Source organism: Pseudarthrobacter sp. As-47, assembly GCF_058215595.1.
On the sequence record NZ_CM177088.1, the window covers coordinates 554,586 to 570,833 of the forward strand.

Consider the following 16,248-nt stretch of genomic DNA (forward strand, 5'->3'; position numbering starts at 1 on the left):
CGGCCATCAGGAAGTTACCACCGGGCGGCACGGCCGGTCATTTCCGCCGGGGGCCAGGGGACATGGGGCGTCATTGTGACTGGGACGCCAAAGGCCCGCCCAGCGTGCTTCCCCCAAGGAAACACGCGGGACGGGCCTTCTGAGCGGGGCTGCATGACGTGCCCCGGAAAGGTTGCGCCGCAGGCGGTGCTGCGGCAGGACAGGCTAGACGCCGGCAGCAACCTTCCCGGTATCCCGTGAATCGGTGATGTCCTGTTCGTCGAACGGGAGTTCGTCCAGGTTGAGCAGCGGGTTCTCGTCCTGCGTGGCAACAAGTTCGCGGGCCTCAGCCTGGGTATCCACGCTGGGCATGGATCCGGGCAGCGGACGCTGGGCCGACTCCTTCAGGAAGTAGATGGCCACGGCGCCCACCAGCGAGGTTGCCATCAGGTAGTACGCGGGCATCATGTCGTTGCCCGTGGCGCCGATGAGGGCTGCGACGATGAACGGCGTGGTGCCGCCGAAGATCGCCACCGAGAAGTTGTACGCGATGCCCATGGCCCCATACCGGCTGGAGGTGGGGAACTGCGCCGGGAGGGCCGAGGCCAGGTTGGCAACGTAGAAGGTCACGGGGAACGCAATCAGCGCCAGGCCGGCCAGGGTTGACCAGATCTCACCGATGCCGATCAGCATGAAGGCCGGAATGGCCAAAACCACCGTGCTGACTGCCCCGATCCACAGGACGGGCCTGCGGCCGATCCGGTCCGACAACTTCCCGGTCAGCGGAATGCAGAGGCTCATGACCACCAGCACGGGGATGGTCAGCAGGGTGCCGTGCACCGGATCGTAGCCCTTGGACTCAGTGAGGTATGTGGGCATGTAGGACGTGAGCGCGTAGCCGGCCGTGTTGGCCGCCGCCACCAGGACCATGGCAACAACGATGGAGCGCCAGTAGGCCTTGACGATTCCCACCGGGCCCTTGGCCGTTGCCTGGTCAGAGGCGGCAGCATTCTTGGCAAGGTCCTCCTGGGCATCCAGGGTGGCCTGGAACTGCGGGGATTCCTCGATCTTGCTCCGGAAGTAGACGGCGATCAGTCCCAGCGGGCCGGCGATCAGGAAGGGAATCCGCCAGCCCCATTCCTCCATGGCTGCCTGGCCGAGCGTCAGCTGCAGGACCGAGACCAGGGCGGCGCCGATGGCGAAGCCCATGTAGCTGCCCAGGTCCAGGAAGCTGGCAAAGAAGCCGCGGCGCTTGTCGGGGGAGTACTCGCTGACGAAGGTCGTGGCGCCGGCATACTCACCGCCGGTGGAGAAGCCCTGGATGATCTTCAGCAGCACCAGGAGCCCGGCGGCCCACAGCCCGATCTGCGCATATCCGGGCAGGAGGCCGATGGCGAACGTGCTTGCGGCCATCAGCATCAGTGTGGCGGCAAGGACCTTTTGCCGGCCCATCTTGTCACCCAGCCAGCCGAAGATCACGCCGCCCAGGGGGCGGGCGATGAATGTGGCGGCAAAGGTACCCAGCAGGAACAGGGTCTGGGTGGTGGGATCGGATTCCGGCAGGAAGACAGGACCCATCGTGGTGATGAGGTAGCCGAACACGCCGACGTCGTACCACTCCATGGTGTTGCCCACGATGGTTCCGCCGAGGGCCTTCTTCAGCATGGGCTGGTCAACCACGTTGACGTCCGACTCCTTGAGCCGGCGCCGTGCGAGTATTTTTGGTTTCCGGGGATTCCTGGAAGCCGCCGGAGACGTCGCTCCGGGGGGTGCAGCTGGGTTGGTTCCGGAGGCGGGATTAAGGCCTGCGGAAGAGTGGTTCACGCTTCGGTCTGTGGGCATTTGGGCAACTCCTGTGGAGGTCATTTGCTTGCGACTTGTAGCTGCCCCGCTCTGGGCAGGCCTTCAATTTTACGCGAATGCCGTGGCGGACGGCCTTCTGATGCCGTAGGATCGGCCCTTTTCGGGGTCCTCGGTACGCTTCAGCGGAGGTTCCCCTCCCCGCCGATTCCCTTGCCATCACTGGCGAAGCCCGCCACAGGCGCACCCGCTGCCCAAGTATTTAAGTGGTATGCGCCACAGTGCCGCGATTAGCGCCGCTTTCGGGGGCCCATTGTGACGGCGGCCACGGCGTTTCCTGCCGTTCCGCGCAACCGGCGGGACGTCGTCGTCGGCCCTTTCCCGCCGGGGCGAAAAGGGGGGTTCACAGGCGCGCCGCGCCTCCCTAAGGTTGTGCCATGGGAACACTCTCTTTCATCTAGGCGGACGCCTGCGGCCCGCGCCCGGCCCGCCTCTCCTTCAGTCGTACACGGCCCTGAGCGGCCACTCTTGGTAGCACTTCATTTCACCGCGGAAAGGAAGAACAAATGGCTGACGACAACATGAAAAAGCACATCAATCCGGAGGTGGCGAGCCACCTCGCCGAGGCAATGGACACCCCTGACATGCCGGGCGCGGAAGCACCGCTTGCCCCGATGGCGGGACCCGGGCAGCGCACCTGGCCGGACGGCAACGGAAAGCGGCGGCACCCGAAGGAGCGGGATGCAAGCCACGGCCGCATGGGGCAGGGAGCCGCAGTGACGGCCATCCACCGCACCAGCCGGCCGCAGATGCCCCACTCCTCCTGAGGAAACCCATCCCCTGGGATGCACACAAGGGCTGGGAACGCCGGACAGGTGTTCCCAGCCCTTTGTGCTGTTCCGGTCGTTCCCCGAAGATCGGCGGCCAGCTCGCCCGCCTGCGGCTCAGTCTTCGCGCACTACCTCCGACGGCTCTTTGTCCAGCCGCCAGCCCCGCCACACGGGGTGCCGGAGCCGTCCCGTGCCCGTCCACTCGCTGTACGTCACCTCACCAACCAGTTCGGGGGAGATCCAGTGCGCATCCGCGGCATCCTCGCGCGGGACGTCCTGGAACGGGGAGGTTTTCCTTGCCAGGCGTTCAACAGTCTGCCGGAGCTCCGCCAGTTCCCGGGAGCTGAACCCGCTGCCCACCCGTCCCGCATACTGCAGCTTCCTGCCGTCCGGGATGCCCACCAGCAGGGAGCCCACGGTGTCCTGCCGACCGCCTTTGCCGGGGCGCCAGCCGCCCACCACCACCTCCTGCGTCTGCTCCACTTTCAGCTTGGTCCAGGTGCGGGTCCGCTGCCCGCTCACGTAGCGGCTGTCCGTCCGCTTGGCCATCACCCCTTCCAGGCCCAGTTCCCGGGCGCTCTCCAGGATGTGTTCCACCTGTTCCTCCAGAACCGGTGAGAGGCCCACGGGGCAGCCGGACGGGGTGAAGAATTCCTCCAGCCGTTGCCGGCGCGTGGCCAGCGGCAGCCGCCGGAGGTCCGTGCCACCGTCGTTCAGCAGGTCGAACAGCATCAGCTGGACGGGGATGGCAGTCCGCGCCCTTGCGACGTCGGCGGGCCGGGTGAGCTTCATCCGTCCCTGGAGCAGGCCGAAGTCAGGCCTGCCGGACGGCCCGACGGCGATGATCTCGCCATCCGCCACGAACGGCTGGTCCGGCCAGCACTGCCTGTCGGCCAGTTCCGGGTAGCTCCGGGTGACGTCGTTTCCGTTGCGGCTGAAGATCCTGATTGCTTTTTCGTCGGCCACCAGGATGGCGCGCACCCCGTCCCACTTGAGTTCGAACTGCCAGTCGCTGCCCTGCAGGGCGGCAACGTCGCCAGAGGTGGCCATCATGGGCCGGTACTCCCCGGGACCGGGTGCCGGGCCCGCCGCCCCGGTCGGCGTCCCGCCGTCGTCCTTTTCCGGCCCTGGAACGGAGGGGCCCGGAACTGCCTGCCCCGGAACCGCCTGTTTCCGCCTGCCGCCGTGGCGTCCCGGATCCATCAGGTGGATGAGCCACTGTCCCTCTGAGTCTTTCCCCTGGCCGCGGCCGGTGTGGATGAGCGCGAACTTCCTGGTTCCGCCCAGGCCACCTCCCTCCGAACCGGTCAAAGTGGCGATGACTTCCCGGCCGTTGATCCACTTGTGCAGCTCATAGGTCCCGTGGTCCCAGATGGTGACCTCGCCGGCACCGTACTCGCCCTTGGGGATGGTCCCTTCAAAGCCGGCGTAGTCAAGGGGATGGTCCTCGGTCTGGACCGCCAGGTGGTTCTTGCCGCTTGATTCCGGAACGCCCCTTGGCAGCGCCCAGGACACCAGCACTCCCTCGTGCTCCAGCCTGAAGTCATAGTGCAGGCGGCTGGCATGGTGTTCCTGGATCACGAAGGTGTCGCCGCTGCCGGGCGCACCCGTGAAGGGCTCGGGGGTCTTGGCGGGATCGCGCATGGAGCGGTACTTGCCCAGGCGGGGGTCGCCGCCGGCATCGACGACGACGGCGAACGGGTCCGTGCCGTCCTGCACCCGCCTCATGACCTCCCTGTAGTCCAGGTGCGTGAGTCCGGGGGAGCCGATCTCCTCCCAGGTCCGGGGCGCAGCCACCATGGGCGTGGGGCGGCCGCGGAGGGAATAGGGGACGATGGTGGTTTTGGCCGCGTTGTTCTGGCTCCAGTCCACCAGCACCTTGCCCTTGCGCAGGGTCTTCTTCATGTCGCTGACGGCCAGGTCCGGGTGGTCGGCTTCAAGGGCCCGCGCGAGCTCGCGGGCGAAGGCGGAGATCTGCTCTGAGGTTTGGGACCGGTCCAGGGCGGCGTACAGGTGGATGCCCTTGCTGCCGCTGGTGACGGGGACCGGGTCCATGCCCACGTCCTGGAGGATGGTGCGGGCCAGGAGGGCCACTTCCACGCAGGCCTCCAGCCCTGCGCCTTCCCCGGGATCCAGGTCCAGGACCAGCCTGTCGGGGTTCAGTTGGCTGCCGTGGGAGTCCACCTGCCACTGGGGCACGTGGATTTCCAGCGAGTTGATCTGGCCGAACCAGGTGAGCGTGGCGGGGTCGTTGACCATCGGATAGTGGATGGTGCGGTCCTTGTGGGTGATGGCGGCCCGCGGGAGCCACCCCGGGGCCGAGTCCTCCAGGTTCTTCTGGAAGAACACCTCGCCGGGCTTGTCCGCTGTCCCCACGCCGTTCACCCACCGTTTCCTGGTGGCCGGCCTGTTGTATGCCGCGGGGATCAGGACGTGGGCCACGGCGGCGTAGTAGGCCAGGACGTCCGCCTTGGTGGTGCCGGTCTCCGGATAGATGACCTTGTCCAGGTTGGTGAGGGTCAGTTCCCGCCCAGCAACCCGGACACGGTCCTTAGCGGCAGGCATGGGGCTTCACCTGCGGCGTTGCGTGATGTTCACTTGATGAATGAGAGCCATTTGGAAGGGTGCCATCGCGTTCGGCCTGGTCAACGTGCCCGTGAAGGTCTACAGCGCCACTGAGGATCATGACATCAGTCTGCACCAGGTCCACAATGCCGACGGCGGCCGGATCCGCTACCAGCGCCGGTGCGAGGTCTGCAGCCAGGTCATTGATTACTCGGACATCGAGAAGGCCTTTGAAGAGGACGGCCGGACCGTGGTCCTGTCCAAAGAGGAGCTCAAGGCGATTCCGGCCGAGAACAGCCACGAGATCGAAGTGGTGCAGTTCGTTCCGTCGGAGCAGCTTGAGCCAATGATGTTCGAGAAGAGCTACTACCTGGAACCGGACTCCAAGTCGCCCAAGGCCTACGTGCTGCTTCGCAGGGCGCTGGAGGACACGGACCGGGTAGCCATCGTCCAGTTCGCGCTGCGGGAGAAGACCCGGCTCGGCGCCCTGCGGATCAAGGACGATGTCCTGGTGCTCCAGTCCCTCCTCTGGCCGGACGAGGTGCGCGAGGCGAACTTCCCGTCCCTGGAGGCGGATGTCCGGATCAGCGCGCAGGAACGGGACATGTCCGCAGCGCTGGTGGAGTCCATGGCGGCGGATTTCGATCCCGCTTCCTTCACGGACGACTACCAGGTGCAGCTCCGCCAGCTCATTGAGGCCAAGCTGGAGCAGGGCGAGTCGCTGGACACGGAGGAAACCTTTGGGGTGGAAGCCGGAGAAGGCAGCAAGGGTGAAGTCATCGACCTGATGGAGGCCTTGAAGCGGAGCCTCGACCGGAAAAGGGGTTCCGGTTCCGCGGCAGGCAGCGCTGGTGACGAGGCTGGCGGGGATTCCGGCGGCGCCGCCGGGGAGGGGGAGGAAGAAACGAAACCGGCGCGCAAGCGGTCCACGTCCGCCCCAGCCAAGTCCGCCGCAGCCAAGTCCGCGGATAAGCCCCCTGCCGGCAAAACCAGTTCCTCGAAATCGGCCGGGGACAAGGCAGGCGCCGCCAAGTCCTCGGAGGCCAAGGGCGCGGCGAGCAAGTCCGCGGGCTCCAGGTCCGCGGCTGCCAAGTCCACCGCCGCGAAACCTGCTGCCAAATCCGCCGCCGGCAAGGCTACCGGCACGCGGGCGCGCAAGCCGGCGTGATGGTCCGCGGACTGCGGAGCCTGCTCCGTGGTTCGATGCCATGCCTAAGAAACTACTACTGGGCCTGCTTGCTTTCCGGTAGCGGGCACCTGTTTAAGTAGCGGGGACCTGTTTGTTCCGGGTCCCCCGAGGAATTATGTCAAGATGCCCGCCTGGGTTGATTCGTGGAATCATTTGATTTTGCCCGGATAGCGGGCTGCTTTTTGGCGCCTTGTTTCGCGGTCGTCAGGGCCAGCAGTTCTGCGCAGAGGGCCTGGATTTGGCGCTGGATGGCGGCCGGGTTCAGAGACTTGTTTTCGCGTTTTAGGCGGGCTTTGACGGTCTTGCTGACGGTGCCGGTGTCGGCCAGCACGCGCTGGTACGGGGTCGCGGGCGCGTCGTAGGTCTTGGTGACCCGGGCGCCGGTCCGGACCTTTGCTACAAGTTTTTGCTGGGGTCCGAAGTGGTTGGTCAGCAGCCGCTGAAGCGCCCAGATCCGGTTCAGCAGCTCCAGCTCGCCGGGTGTGTCGTAGCGGTGGTAACCGACCGTCTGGCGGACGATGTGCCAGTTCTTCTGCTCGACATGGGCGCCGTCATTCTTGTTCCCGGAGCGGGACCTGGTGAACGTGAGTTTCTCCTGTTCGCACCAGCGAAAGAGCTCCCAGTTGATGAACTCCGAGCCGTTGTCCGAGTCGATGCCCAGAACCGGAAACGGGAACGCGGCGGTGGCGTCTTTGATGGCGGCGAACACCCACCTCTGGGCCTTGTTCCTCACTGAGCGGGTTTCCGTCCAGCCGGTCGCGATGTCAGTGATATCAAGGGTGAAACAGAATTCCCCTTGGTTGTTGCCGCCCTCGTGGCCGACCAGATCGATCTCGACGAAACCCGGCACCGCGTCGTTCCACTCGGCCCAGGTCCGGATCGGAATCGAGTCTTTCAGCAGTGTTCCGGGCTTGGTGTGGGACCGGCCGCGGGGCTCCAGTTTCGCCCGGTCGGCCTTGAGCCGGCGGTCAATGGTCGCCGGGGAGATCGTCAGCAGTTGCGCGGCCGTGCCGGCATCAATGTTCAGCTCCTTGAACCGCCGCAGGCGCGGCACCAGATCCGGCAACGCTGCCGCGAGGAGCCGCCCGCACGGCGTTCCCTGCACCGCCCAGCAGAACCGCAGCGCCTCGATCACCGGCTCCCCGTAAAGCGGCGGCCGGGGCGTCCTGGCACGCACGGGTTTCAGTACCAGCGCCTGCCGCAGGGCCTTGCGGGCGTGGTCGCGGTGCCATCCAGTCGTCGCGCACAGCTCATCCAGAATCTGCTTCTTCCCGGCCCGGTCCGCCCGGGCGTAGCGGGTGGCGATGACCTTCGTGACAGCCCTGCGTTCACTCATCGAAAGCTCCATGGCTCACAGTGCCGACGCGGCGGACACCACCCCGGCGGACACGCCGCTACGCGGGCATTCTCAAATGATTCTTCGAATACCGCCACGCGGGCATCTTTGATGAGTCAACGCGGGTCCTTTACAGCGGCGTCCGGTGCGTCCACAATGAGTCGCATCACAGCCTCCGCTGTGGCCTCACAGCGTGCTGTCACTCACTCTGACCTGCCACCTGAGAGGGGCGCGGAAATGAACGACCAGACGGACACAGCCAAGGCGAACGGCCAGACGGACGCAGCGAAGGCGGACCGGGAGCTCAAGCAGAAGCACCGGGCCATGTGGGCCTCCGGCGATTACCCGGCCCTCGCAGACGAGATGCTCCTGGAACTGGGCGCCATCCTGGTGGAAGCCTGCGGCATCACGTCCCGCCACAACGTGCTGGACGTCGCCGCGGGATCGGGCAACGCGGCCATTCCCGCGGCAATGATGGGTGCCAAGGTGGTGGCCAGCGACCTCACCCCTGAGCTTTTCGAGGCCGGCCGCCGCGAGGCTGCCAACCGCGGAGTCAGCCTGGACTGGCAGGAGGCCGACGCGGAGGCCCTGCCCTTCGCTGACGCCGAGTTCGACGTCGTCATGTCCTGCCTGGGCGTCATGTTTGCTCCCCACCACCAGCAGGCCGCTGACGAACTCCTGAGGGTGTGCAAACCGGGCGGCACCATTGGACTGCTGCACTGGACCCCGGAAGGATTCATCGGCAGGATGTTCGCCACCATGAAGCCCTTCGCCCCGCCGCCTCCGCCCGGCGCCCAGCCGGCGCCGCTGTGGGGCACCGAGGACCACGTCCGGGAACTGCTGGGGGACAGGATCACGGACACCGCGGCGCGCAAGCAGACCCTGGCCGTGCGGAGCTTCCACCAGCCCGGCGACTTTGTCCGCTACTTCAAGTCCCACTACGGCCCCACTATCTCCGTCTACAAATACATCGGGGAGGACGGGGACAAGGTCAAAGCCCTGGACCAGGCACTGACGGAGCTGGCTGATTCCTTCGGTGATGCCCACGGCGACTCTCCCTTCCAGATGGAATGGGAGTACCTGCTGTTCACGGCGAAGAAGGCCAAGTAGATCCCCCCAACTGGGTAGCAGCAAGTGTCGTTATGGACGGGCGGTTTCAGGCGGTTATCGCAACAGGAAGGTTCTGATCATCTCATTGGGGGTGCAGAAATCGAATCGCTGGCGGGGTCTGTTGTTGACTTCGTGGGCGACGTAGTCGAGGTCGGTTTGGCTGTAGACGCTCAGGTCGGTGGCCTTGGGGAAGTACTGGCGCAGCAGCCCGTTCATGTTCTCGTTCGAGCCGCGCTGCCAGGGTGAGTGCGGATCGCAGAAGTAGATATCAATATCGGCTGCGATCTTCACTTCCTTGTGGCGGCGCATTTCGGTGCCCTGGTCCCAGGTCAGCGACTGGCGCAGGTGGTCCGGGAGGGCACCCATTTTGTCGATCAGTCCGTCCCTCACGGCTTCAACCCGGTTCACACCCTGCTGGATGTGGATCAGCATCAGGAACCCTGTGGTCCGTTCAACTATGGTGGCGATGCTGCTCTTGCCGTCCTTGCCCAGGATGAGGTCCCCTTCCCAGTGGCCAGGAACGGCGCGGTCCTGGACCTCGGCGGGACGGTCGGCGATCATGACCATGTCCTGGATCCGGCCGCGGCGTTCGTTGGGCCTGCGCTGGGGCTTGCGCAGGGTCCGGCCGGTGCGCAGGTTCTTGGCCAGCTCGCGCTTGAGCGCGCCGCGGGACTCCACGTAGAGGGACTGGTAGATCGTTTCGTGCGACACCCACATCTCCGGGTTATTCGGATGATCCTTGCGGAGCCTACCTGCGATCTGCTGCGGGGATGACCGTGCCTTGAGCCCGTCCTGGACCTCGCCGCGCAGCTTCGCGTTAGTCACGAGCTTAGCTACCTTCGGTCGAGCGGCGCGTTCATGGGCCCGGGCATGGGCGGTGGTGGCCCGGTAGGAGGAGGGCCGGTCCGCGTTACGGCGCAGCTCCCGCGACACTGTCGAGGGCGCCCGGCCCAGCCGGCGGGCCATCTCCCGGACAGTCAGTCTCTGAGCGCGCATGACGGCTATCTCCTCACGCTCACGAAACGTCAGAGACCGTCCGGTCAGGGCACGGCCACGGCGTGGCCGGACCCCACCTGCGGAACGGAGCTCGTTCCGGACAGTGGTGACCGACCACCCGACCGCAGCACCGGCATCAACGTACCGACCGCCGTCGGCCACCTGCTGCCAAAACTTCTGAACAACCTCAGCCACTAATCGATTCGAAAACACCGCCATGGAAATCAACACCCCTCAATAGTCAGGTGTTGCGATCACCGCATGAAGCCAAGCGGCCATAACGACACTTGCTGCTACCTACATGGGCAAGGAGGGGCTTAAAAGCCGGCGGCCGCCGTCGGGCGTTTCCCGGGAAGGGAAGGCCCGACGGCGGCCGCTGGGGTTTGTGCGCTACTCGGCGTCGTGGTCCGTTTCCAGGATCTGGACCAGGTGGTTCAGCGCATCGTCCGCGCCGGCGCCCTCTGCGCGGAGGACTACAACGTCGCCGTGCGAGGCGCCCAGGCTCATGAGGGACAGGATGCTGGCAGCATCCATGGCCTCGTCCGCCGGCTCGCCTTCACGGGCGATGGTGATGTCCAGGTCGTATTCTCCCGCGGCCTCGGCAAAGATGGCGGCGGGGCGGGCGTGCAGGCCTACTCGGCTGGCGACGGTTGCGGTGCGTTCTGGCATTGTTGCTCCTTTGTCTTGCGGCGTGCTGTAGGTCCAGTGCCGGATAGCTTGGTGGTTAGGGTCAGACCGTTGCGGGAACGGATTCCACGGTATCAGCGGTCTTGGGGGCTGCCCAGCGCTTCAGTGCCACCACGGCCAGGGCAGTGACGATGGTACCGGCAATGATCGAGAGGACGAACATCAGCACGTTGCCAATGGCGAAGAATACGAAGATGCCGCCGTGGGGTGCCTGCGACGTTACGCCGAAGGCCATGGTCAGCGCGCCGGTGAGGGCGCCGCCCAGCATGCTGGCAGGAATAACGCGCAGCGGATCGGCGGCAGCGAACGGGATGGCACCTTCGGAGATGAAGGATGCCCCCAGCAGCCAGGCAGCCTTGCCGTTTTCGCGCTCAGCCAGGCTGAAGAGCTTCTTGTCCAGGACGGTGGCCAGGGCCATCGCCAGCGGCGGAACCATGCCCGCTGCCATGACCGTTGCCATGATCTGCCACGGAGCCTGGTTGTCGGCCGCGCCGGCGCTCAGGCCGGCGACGGCGAAAGCGTAGGCCACCTTGTTCACGGGACCGCCGAGGTCGAAGCACATCATGAGGCCCAGGATGATCCCCAGGACCACTGCGGAGGCGCCGGTCATGCCGGACAGCCAGCTGTTCAGTGCTGCGGTGAGGCCGGCGATGGGTCCGCCGAGGACCAGGAACATCAGGCCGGAGGCGAAGATGGATGCGAGCAGCGGGATGATGACAACCGGCATCAGGCCGCGCAGCCAGCGGGGGACGGACCAGGTTCCGATCAGGTGGGCCATGTAGCCGGCCAGCAGGCCGCCCACGATGCCGCCCAGGAAGCCTGCACCCATGAAGCCGGAGACAGCACCTGCAACGAAGCCTGGCGCAATACCTGGCCTGTCGGCAATGGCGTAGGCGATATAGCCGGCCAGCGCCGGGACCAGGAAGCCCATGGACAGGGCGCCGATCTTGAACAGCACGGCACCGAGGTAGATGGCGAGTCCGCCTTCGGGCAGGTTGCCGAAGTTGTTCTCCACCACCACGGTGTCCGCGACGTCCGTGATGTCGTAGCCACCGAGCAGGAAGCCCAGGGCGATCAGCAGGCCGCCGCCGGCGACGAACGGGATCATGTAGCTCACGCCGGTGAGCAGGGCCCTCTTGAGCTTCTGGCCGATGTGCTCGCCCTTTTCGGCGGCAGCCTGCTCTGCCTGTTCCTCAGCTCCGTAGTGCGGGACGCGGCGGGCGTTGGGGTCCGAGGCTGCGGCGAGCGCTTCCTGTACCATCTTGGCGGGTTCGTCGATGCCGCGCTTGACGGGCGCGTTGATGACGGGCTTGCCGGCGAAGCGTTCTTTGCCGCGCACGTCCACGTCCACCGCGAAGATCACGGCGTCGGCAGCGGCGATCACGGCGGGGTCCAGCGGCTTGGCGCCGGAGGAACCCTGGGTTTCCACCTGCAGGTCGACGCCGGCCTCCTGGGCCGCGGCGACGAGCGAGTCGGCGGCCATGTAGGTGTGGGCGATGCCCGTGGGGCAGGCCGTGACAGCCACCAGGCGCTTGGGGCCGGAGGAGGCTGCCGGAGCGCCGGCGCCTGCCACCGCGGAAGCCCCGGCAGCGCCACTGGCGGTACCGACGGCAGCAGCGTCTGCAGGAACTGCCGCTGCGTGTGCGGCCGCCTTGTCAGCCAGTGCGCCGTCCACCAGTTCCACGATCTCCTCGCGGGAGGAGGCGTTGCGCAGGGCTGCGGTGAAGTCCTTCTTGATCAGGGACCGGGCGAGCTTGGAGAGGAGCTTCAGGTGGGCCTGGTCTGCTCCGTCAGGGGCCGCGATGAAGAAAATCAGGTCCGCCGGGCCGTCCTTCGCACCGAAGTCCACCTTGGGGTTCAGGCGGGCCATGGCCAGGGTGGGTTCCGTGACGGCTGCCGAGCGGCAGTGCGGGATGGCGATGCCGCCGGGGATGCCGGTGGCGGTTTTCTGTTCGCGGGCGAAGGCGTCGGCGAAGAGGCCTTCAACTTCTGTTGCGCGTCCGGCGGCAGCGACCTTGCTTGCCAGGTGCCGGATCACCGCCTCGGGCGTGTTGCCCAGGTTCTGGTCGAGCTCGACCAGTTCCGTGGTGATGAGCTGGGTCACTGTCAATCCTTTCGAAGGGCCGTGATGGTTACGGCGTCCGGGGTGGTTTGGTGTACTGCCGGAACCGTGGAACCGGGCAGGGAGGCGGCTGCGGCACCGTGGGCCACAGCCTGGCGAAGGCAGTCGGCCGGGGCGGCGCCCCGGCCGTGGGCGAGCAGGTAGCCGGCAAGCGCGGAATCGCCCGCGCCTACCGTGCTGACCGCGGCGACCGGCGGATGCGTGGCCAGCCACGCGCCGTCGGCCGTTACCAGGACAGCTCCCTTGGAACCGAGAGTTGCCAGCACAGCACCCACACCGGAACGCACGACGGCGGCAGCGGCTGCCGCGGCAGCCACCGGATCCGCTTCCAGTTCGTCAGCGGTGGCCGAGGCGAAGCCGGCTGCAGCAGCCAGTTCCGCCAGTTCTTCGGCGTTGGGTTTGAGGAGGTCCGGTTTCCCGGAACCAGTGGCGGTACCGTCAGCGCCGGCACCGTCTCCGGACATTGCCGCGGCCAGCGGGGCGCCGGAGGAGTCCACGGCAATATACGGGGCGCTGCCGTTTCCGGCTGCGCGGATCCGGCGGGCCACCGTGGGGTAGAAGTCAGCCGGGAACCCCGGCGGGAGCGAACCGGCCAGGACCACCCAGCTGGCGCCGCGCGAGCTTTCCAGCAGCAGCTTGATGAGGGCTTCCTGCTGGTCCGCATCCAGGGCAGGCCCGGGTTCATTGATCTTGGTGGTCACGCCCCCGGGTTCGGTGAGGGCCACGTTGGTGCGCAGCGGCTCATCGATGGGAAGCGATACGAACGGCACGCCGGTTTCGCGGAGTCCGGCCAGGACAGGATCACTGTCCGCACCGGGAAGAACCGCCACGGATTCGAGGCCGGAGGCAACCAGTGCCCGGGAGACATTGACGCCCTTGCCTCCCGATTCCTGGCGGACGGAGACGGCACGCTGCACTTCGCCCCGTTCCAGGGGGCCGGGAAGCGCAACCGTGCGGTCCAGGCTTGGGTTGGCGGTGAAGGTGACAATCATGCGATCACCACGTCAACGCCGGCTTCTTCCAGGGCGGCTGCGAGTTCCGGGCCTGGTTCGCTGTCTGTAATCAAGGTATCCAGATCTTTCAGGGAGGCGAACTGGACCAGGGTTTCCGTGTCCAGCTTGGAGGAATCGGCCAGCACCACGATGCGGCGGGCCGAACGGACGAAGGCTGCCTTGACGGCGGCCTCTTCAGGATCGGGAGTGCTCAGGCCAAAGCTTGCGTGGATTCCGTTGGTGCCGATAAAGGCGATGTCCGGACGGAGCCTGCCGGCGGCTTCCACGGTTGACTGCCCCACGGCAACCTGGGTGATGCCGCGCACCCGGCCGCCCAGGACGTCCAGGGCGATCCCGGGGACGCTGGACAGTTTGCCGGCGATCGGAACGGCATGGGTGATGGCCACCAGTTCCGCCCGCGGTTCAGTTGCGTCGGAAGGTTCGACGGCGGCGCGGCGGGCGAGCATGTCCGCCAGGACTTCGGTGGTGGTTCCGCCGTCGATCAGGACGCTTCCCGCAGCGTTCCGCGGTATCAGGGCCAGGGCGGCCTCGGCGATGCGGATCTTCTGGTCCGGCCGCTGGATGGCGCGCTCGTTGACGCTTTCCTCGGTGGTGCTGAAGCGGTCTGCTGCCACGGCACCGCCGTGGACCCGGCGGACGGTGCCGGCGCTTTCGAGGGTGGCAAGGTCGCGGCGGACGGTTTCGGTGGTGATGCGGAAGCGCTCGGCCAGGAGGGTCACGCTGACCCGGCCGCTGCCGGCAACAAGCTCGGCAATCTTTTGCTGGCGCTCCTCGGCGAACACGTACCCTCCGTTGCGTAAGTTCAGTTGGTGCGGTGGATCCTGCTGTGCCCACATCCTGGGGTATGCACGTCTGCGTGACTGGCATCACATGATGTTGAGTTACTTGACTTTATCTTTGCTTATGTTGGTTTGTCAATGGAAACCCACACGAAACAAAATGCGCGCGCTGCTCCTCCCTGCAACTCCCTCGCCGGGGGACGCGAAAGCCGGGCCGGACCGCAATGGTCCGGCCCGGCTTGTCGGGTTCACTCGATGTCCAGCCAGGCAGCCAGCCGGGACTTTCCCTGGGGCTACAGCCCGCCGTCGCGGCTTTCGTTCCGGGTGATGCGTTCGCCGGTGTTGGGATCCACTACCGAGCGGGTCTCGCTGACGCGGCGGCTGCGGCCGGGCGAGGCGAGGATCAGGGAGGCAATGAGCCCAATAACGCCCACTGCGATGAGGATGTAGCCGATGAGGACCTGGTCCACGAAGGGAATAAGGCCTGGAGCGACTGCCCAGGCGAGGATGGCGCCGAGGGCGATAAGGAAAATGGAGGATCCGATTCTCATGACGTGCTCCTTAGGTGGGGGCCGGGCGTGGTCATCACCCGCTGACGGTTGCTAAGCATGCTGACCGTTAAGCGTCACGCTACAGCGCCGGGTAGTGGTGTTCAATGCTTCCGGGCGGTGTGTAACCCATTTGTTGTGCTGTGGCCCCTGTGAATGGTGGGACGGCAGCTGCCTCGGCTCCCCGCACGTGGCAAGGCCGGGGGACGGGGCCGCCGCTGGTCCGGCACGGCGTCGGGCTCCTTCGCCGCCTGCCTCGCTAGGCTGATCCGATGGAAACAGTTGTTTGGTCCAAACCGGAAGACCAGCGGGCGGATACCCCGCTGCTGGTCATGATGCATGGCTACGGTACGGACGAGTCCCGCATGGTGCGCCTGTTTGAATACCTGCCGGCGGAATTCACCTGCGCGGCGCTGCGGGCCCCCATGGATATCGGAGACCACTACGGCTGGTTCCTGCTGGACTACTTCCTGGCCAACGACTTCGCCGACGTCATCAAGGCTGCCGCCGCCGTCCAGGCCTGGATCAACAGCGTCAAGGGCCAGCACAGCAGCGTGAGCCTGCTCGGGTATTCCCAGGGCATGGCGATGGCCAGCACCCTGCTGCGCCTGCACCCCAAGGACTACGAGGCGGTGGTGGGGCTGTCCGGCTTCGTGCTGCAGAACGAGCTGCTGTCCCTCACTGAATCCTTCGATACCCGGCCGCCCTTTTTCTGGGGGCGGGACAAGGCGGACCTGGTCATCAATGAGGACGCCATCGCCTATACCGGGGAATGGCTCCAGGAGAACACGCTGCTCACCGCCAGGACGTACCCGGGGATGGGCCACGCCATGTCCAAGGCGGAAATGGTGGACGTCAGCTCCTTCCTGCGCCACTACGTGCTGCGGCCGGAGGGGTCCACCAGTAACCGGCGGTGACGCTGTGGGGACGCTGAGAAGTGCGTCACGTCGGCGGGGCAAGAAAAAACAGTTGCCAGCTAAATTTGTAAGCGCTTACACTCTTCTTTGGCCGTTATAGCGGCACTGAACTGGGCGAACAAGGAGATCAGCGCGGTGCGGACGATGTACTGCAGCCGGCCACCGCCTGATGTTCTTTACCTGGCCTGCACGGCAGGCCGATCCGCAGGCTTGTCTGGGGGCGCCGGCATGCCCATGATGGTAGAGCTGCATCGATCGGCAGGGTCAACGCCACCGCGTTACCCCGCGGGCGGGCACCTGCCGCACTTCCAGGTCATCCGGGCATCGTCGCCTCCAAACTTCACGGCACCCCTCGATAAGGCTGCCCGCCGTCCGGA

General features: G+C 66.2%; 13 protein-coding genes. 4 read left to right on the plus strand and 9 right to left on the minus strand.

Annotated elements, in window-relative coordinates:
- Positions 1-204: 204 nt before the first annotated feature.
- The gene (locus tag AC4BCK_RS02625) at positions 205-1,821 is read right to left on the minus strand and encodes an MFS transporter (RefSeq protein WP_490566554.1); all 1,617 of its coding nucleotides are present in this window, start codon (positions 1,819-1,821) and stop codon (positions 205-207) included.
- Between the two features lie 524 nt (positions 1,822-2,345).
- Here AC4BCK_RS02625 and AC4BCK_RS02630 point away from each other — a divergent pair.
- Positions 2,346-2,606 (plus strand): hypothetical protein, encoded by a 261-nt coding sequence (locus AC4BCK_RS02630; protein WP_174180553.1) that lies wholly within the window; start codon positions 2,346-2,348, stop codon positions 2,604-2,606.
- Between the two features lie 117 nt (positions 2,607-2,723).
- Here the strand turns inward: AC4BCK_RS02630 and AC4BCK_RS02635 are convergent, their stop codons facing one another.
- Positions 2,724-5,174, minus strand: a complete 2,451-nt coding sequence (locus AC4BCK_RS02635; RefSeq protein ID WP_400576922.1) for an ATP-dependent DNA ligase — start codon at positions 5,172-5,174, stop codon at positions 2,724-2,726.
- 40 nt (positions 5,175-5,214) lie between these two features.
- On the opposite strand from AC4BCK_RS02635, the gene ku reads away from it, so the two are divergent.
- Positions 5,215-6,342 carry a non-homologous end joining protein Ku gene (ku, locus tag AC4BCK_RS02640; RefSeq protein WP_174180549.1) on the plus strand — a complete coding sequence of 376 codons (1,128 nt, stop codon included), beginning with the start codon at positions 5,215-5,217 and terminating at the stop codon, positions 6,340-6,342.
- Positions 6,343-6,481: 139 nt separating this feature from the next.
- Here the strand turns inward: ku and AC4BCK_RS02645 are convergent, their stop codons facing one another.
- Positions 6,482-7,699 carry an integrase catalytic domain-containing protein gene (locus tag AC4BCK_RS02645; RefSeq protein WP_306971031.1) on the minus strand — a complete coding sequence of 406 codons (1,218 nt, stop codon included), beginning with the start codon at positions 7,697-7,699 and terminating at the stop codon, positions 6,482-6,484.
- A gap of 237 nt (positions 7,700-7,936) precedes the next feature.
- On the opposite strand from AC4BCK_RS02645, the gene AC4BCK_RS02650 reads away from it, so the two are divergent.
- Positions 7,937-8,809: a class I SAM-dependent methyltransferase gene (locus tag AC4BCK_RS02650; protein ID WP_174180547.1), complete on the plus strand. Its 873-nt coding sequence runs from the start codon at positions 7,937-7,939 to the stop codon at positions 8,807-8,809.
- A gap of 54 nt (positions 8,810-8,863) precedes the next feature.
- On the opposite strand, the gene AC4BCK_RS02655 is transcribed toward AC4BCK_RS02650, so the two are convergent.
- The 6 genes from AC4BCK_RS02655 to AC4BCK_RS02680 form a co-directional block, all read right to left on the minus strand.
- Positions 8,864-10,024 (minus strand): IS30 family transposase, encoded by a 1,161-nt coding sequence (locus AC4BCK_RS02655; RefSeq protein WP_435875213.1) that lies wholly within the window; start codon positions 10,022-10,024, stop codon positions 8,864-8,866.
- A 171-nt stretch (positions 10,025-10,195) separates the two neighbouring features.
- Positions 10,196-10,474 carry an HPr family phosphocarrier protein gene (locus AC4BCK_RS02660; protein WP_056333115.1) on the minus strand — a complete coding sequence of 93 codons (279 nt, stop codon included), beginning with the start codon at positions 10,472-10,474 and terminating at the stop codon, positions 10,196-10,198.
- Positions 10,475-10,535: 61 nt separating this feature from the next.
- Positions 10,536-12,596: a PTS fructose transporter subunit IIABC gene (locus AC4BCK_RS02665; RefSeq protein WP_490566555.1), complete on the minus strand. Its 2,061-nt coding sequence runs from the start codon at positions 12,594-12,596 to the stop codon at positions 10,536-10,538.
- A 2-nt stretch (positions 12,597-12,598) separates the two neighbouring features.
- Positions 12,599-13,606, minus strand: coding sequence for a 1-phosphofructokinase family hexose kinase (locus tag AC4BCK_RS02670; protein WP_366279136.1), 1,008 nt, complete (start codon positions 13,604-13,606; stop codon positions 12,599-12,601).
- A complete protein-coding gene (locus tag AC4BCK_RS02675) occupies positions 13,603-14,409 on the minus strand; it encodes a DeoR/GlpR family DNA-binding transcription regulator (protein WP_174180541.1) in 807 nt (268 codons plus the stop codon). Before AC4BCK_RS02675 ends, AC4BCK_RS02670 begins: the two co-directional genes overlap by 4 nt.
- 290 nt (positions 14,410-14,699) lie before the next feature.
- Positions 14,700-14,957, minus strand: coding sequence for a DUF6458 family protein (locus tag AC4BCK_RS02680; RefSeq protein WP_066273382.1), 258 nt, complete (start codon positions 14,955-14,957; stop codon positions 14,700-14,702).
- 269 nt (positions 14,958-15,226) lie between these two features.
- Between AC4BCK_RS02680 and AC4BCK_RS02685 the strand changes: the two genes are divergently transcribed.
- A complete protein-coding gene (locus AC4BCK_RS02685) occupies positions 15,227-15,871 on the plus strand; it encodes an alpha/beta hydrolase (protein ID WP_400641284.1) in 645 nt (214 codons plus the stop codon).
- The last annotated feature ends 377 nt before the right edge of the window (positions 15,872-16,248 follow it).

Bases quoted from the DNA above. Each gene is read 5' to 3' on its own strand.
- AC4BCK_RS02660 (WP_056333115.1), bottom strand. From the start codon at position 10,474: ATGCCAGAACGCACCGCAACCGTCGCCAGCCGAGTAGGCCTGCACGCC.
- AC4BCK_RS02680 (WP_066273382.1), bottom strand. From the start codon at position 14,957: ATGAGAATCGGATCCTCCATTTTCCTTATCGCCCTCGGCGCCATCCTC.
- AC4BCK_RS02630 (WP_174180553.1), top strand. From the start codon at position 2,346: ATGGCTGACGACAACATGAAAAAGCACATCAATCCGGAGGTGGCGAGC.
- AC4BCK_RS02635 (WP_400576922.1), bottom strand. From the start codon at position 5,174: ATGCCTGCCGCTAAGGACCGTGTCCGGGTTGCTGGGCGGGAACTGACC.
- AC4BCK_RS02655 (WP_435875213.1), bottom strand. From the start codon at position 10,024: ATGGCGGTGTTTTCGAATCGATTAGTGGCTGAGGTTGTTCAGAAGTTT.
- AC4BCK_RS02670 (WP_366279136.1), bottom strand. From the start codon at position 13,606: ATGATTGTCACCTTCACCGCCAACCCAAGCCTGGACCGCACGGTTGCG.
- AC4BCK_RS02685 (WP_400641284.1), top strand. From the start codon at position 15,227: ATGGAAACAGTTGTTTGGTCCAAACCGGAAGACCAGCGGGCGGATACC.
- AC4BCK_RS02645 (WP_306971031.1), bottom strand. From the start codon at position 7,699: ATGAGTGAACGCAGGGCTGTCACGAAGGTCATCGCCACCCGCTACGCC.
- AC4BCK_RS02650 (WP_174180547.1), top strand. From the start codon at position 7,937: ATGAACGACCAGACGGACACAGCCAAGGCGAACGGCCAGACGGACGCA.
- ku (WP_174180549.1), top strand. From the start codon at position 5,215: ATGAGAGCCATTTGGAAGGGTGCCATCGCGTTCGGCCTGGTCAACGTG.
- AC4BCK_RS02625 (WP_490566554.1), bottom strand. From the start codon at position 1,821: ATGCCCACAGACCGAAGCGTGAACCACTCTTCCGCAGGCCTTAATCCC.